This window comes from Aeromonas sp. R7-5, from assembly GCF_040908015.1.
In the GTDB taxonomy this organism is placed as follows: domain Bacteria; phylum Pseudomonadota; class Gammaproteobacteria; order Enterobacterales; family Aeromonadaceae; genus Aeromonas; species Aeromonas caviae.
This window is the reverse complement of the sequence record NZ_JBFOCZ010000001.1, coordinates 1-2,929: the sequence shown is the minus strand read 5'-3', so window position 1 is coordinate 2,929 and position 2,929 is coordinate 1. Positions and strand designations below refer to the sequence as shown.

The following is a 2,929-nucleotide window of genomic DNA, read 5'->3' as shown; positions in this document are numbered from 1 at the left end:
AACACTTCTTGGGTGTTGTATGGTTAAGCCTCACGGGTAATTAGTATGGGTTAGCTCAACGTATCGCTACGCTTACACACCCCACCTATCAACGTTGTGGTCTCCAACGGCCCTTTAGGACCCTCAAGGGGTCAGGGATGACTCATCTCAGGGCTCGCTTCCCGCTTAGATGCTTTCAGCGGTTATCGATTCCGAACTTAGCTACCGGGCAGTGCCACTGGCGTGACAACCCGAACACCAGAGGTTCGTTCACTCCGGTCCTCTCGTACTAGGAGCAACTCCCTTCAATCATCCAACGCCCACGGCAGATAGGGACCGAACTGTCTCACGACGTTCTGAACCCAGCTCGCGTACCACTTTAAATGGCGAACAGCCATACCCTTGGGACCGACTTCAGCCCCAGGATGTGATGAGCCGACATCGAGGTGCCAAACACCGCCGTCGATATGAACTCTTGGGCGGTATCAGCCTGTTATCCCCGGAGTACCTTTTATCCGTTGAGCGATGGCCCTTCCATTCAGAACCACCGGATCACTATGACCTACTTTCGTACCTGCTCGACCTGTCCGTCTCGCAGTTAAGCTGGCTTATGCCATTGCACTAACCTCCTGATGTCCGACCAGGATTAGCCAACCTTCGTGCTCCTCCGTTACTCTTTGGGAGGAGACCGCCCCAGTCAAACTACCCACCAGGCACTGTCCGCGAGCCCGATTCAGGGCCCTGCGTTAGAACATCAAACATACAAGGGTGGTATTTCAAGGACGGCTCCAGCGCAACTGGCGTCACGCCTTCAAAGCCTCCCACCTATCCTACACATGTAGGTTCAATGTTCAGTGCCAAGCTGTAGTAAAGGTTCACGGGGTCTTTCCGTCTAGCCGCGGGTACACCGCATCTTCACGGCGAATTCGATTTCACTGAGTCTCGGGTGGAGACAGCATGGCCATGGTTACACCATTCGTGCAGGTCGGAACTTACCCGACAAGGAATTTCGCTACCTTAGGACCGTTATAGTTACGGCCGCCGTTTACCGGGGCTTCGATCAAGAGCTTCGCTTGCGCTAACCCCATCAATTAACCTTCCGGCACCGGGCAGGTGTCACACCCTATACGTCCACTTTCGTGTTTGCAGAGTGCTGTGTTTTTGATAAACAGTCCCAGCCATCTGGTCACTGCGACTCCCGACAGCTCCATCCGCAAGGGACTTCACCATCAAGAGCGAACCTTCTCCCGAAGTTACGGTTCTATTTTGCCTAGTTCCTTCACCCGAGTTCTCTCAAGCGCCTTGGTATTCTCTACCCGACCACCTGTGTCGGTTTGGGGTACGATGACTTGTAATCTGAAGCTTAGAGGCTTTTCCTGGAAGCAGGGCATCAATGGCTTCCACACCGTAGTGTGTTCGTCTCGTGTCTCAGTGTTGTGTCTCCGGATTTGCCTAGAAACACCACCTACGCACTTTCACCAGGACAACCGTCGCCTGGCCCACCTAGCCTTCTCCGTCCCCCCATCGCAATTACAAGTCGTGCAGGAATATTAACCTGCTTCCCATCGACTACGCCTTTCGGCCTCGCCTTAGGGGTCGACTCACCCTGCCCCGATTAACGTTGGACAGGAACCCTTGGTCTTCCGGCGAGGAGGCTTTTCACCCCCTTTATCGTTACTTACGTCAGCATTCGCACTTCTGATATCTCCAGCATACCTCTCGATACACCTTCGCAGACTTACAGAACGCTCCCCTACCACTCACACTTAGTGTGAATCCGCGGCTTCGGTGCCTGGTTTGAGCCCCGTTACATCTTCCGCGCAGGCCGACTCGACTAGTGAGCTATTACGCTTTCTTTAAATGATGGCTGCTTCTAAGCCAACATCCTAGCTGTCTGAGCCTTCCCACATCGTTTCCCACTTAACCAGAACTTTGGGACCTTAGCCGGCGGTCTGGGTTGTTTCCCTCTTCACGACGGACGTTAGCACCCGCCGTGTGTCTCCCGGATATTACTTACTGGTATTCGGAGTTTGCATGGGGTTGGTAAGTCGGGATGACCCCCTAGCCCAAACAGTGCTCTACCCCCAGTAGTATTCGTCCGAGGCGCTACCTAAATAGCTTTCGGGGAGAACCAGCTATCTCCGAGTTTGATTGGCCTTTCACCCCCAGCCACAGGTCATCCCCTAACTTTGCAACGTTAGTGGGTTCGGTCCTCCAGTTGATGTTACTCAACCTTCAACCTGCCCATGGCTAGATCACCCGGTTTCGGGTCTACACCTTGCAACTAGACGCCCAGTTAAGACTCGGTTTCCCTACGGCTCCCCTATACGGTTAACCTCGCTACAAAATGTAAGTCGCTGACCCATTATACAAAAGGTACGCAGTCACCCCGAAGGGCTCCCACTGCTTGTACGTACACGGTTTCAGGTTCTATTTCACTCCCCTCACAGGGGTTCTTTTCGCCTTTCCCTCACGGTACTGGTTCACTATCGGTCAGTCAGGAGTATTTAGCCTTGGAGGATGGTCCCCCCATATTCAGACAGGATGTCACGTGTCCCGCCCTACTCGATTTCACATCAAGGTTGTTTTCGTGTACGGGGCTATCACCCTGTATCGCCGGCCTTTCCAGGACCGTTCCACTAACTTCCAAGATGCTTAAGGGCTAATCCCCGTTCGCTCGCCGCTACTGAGGGAATCTCGGTTGATTTCTTTTCCTCGGGGTACTTAGATGTTTCAGTTCTCCCGGTTCGCCTCGCTACGCTATGTATTCACGCAGCGATACCTAGCTTATGCTAAGTGGGTTTCCCCATTCGGAAATCCGTGAGTCGTAATGTCTCTTACCGACTGCTCACGGCTTATCGCAGGTTAGTACGTCCTTCATCGCCTCTGACTGCCAAGGCATCCACCATGTACGCTTAGTCACTTAACCATACAACCCCAAGAAGTGTCG

The 2,929-nt window shown here is 53.3% G+C and carries 1 rRNA gene; it reads right to left on the bottom strand.

Annotated elements, in window-relative coordinates:
• Positions 1-19: 19 nt before the first annotated feature.
• Positions 20-2,908: ribosomal RNA gene (locus AB5Y53_RS00005) — 23S ribosomal RNA — on the bottom strand.
• Positions 2,909-2,929 lie beyond the last annotated feature (21 nt).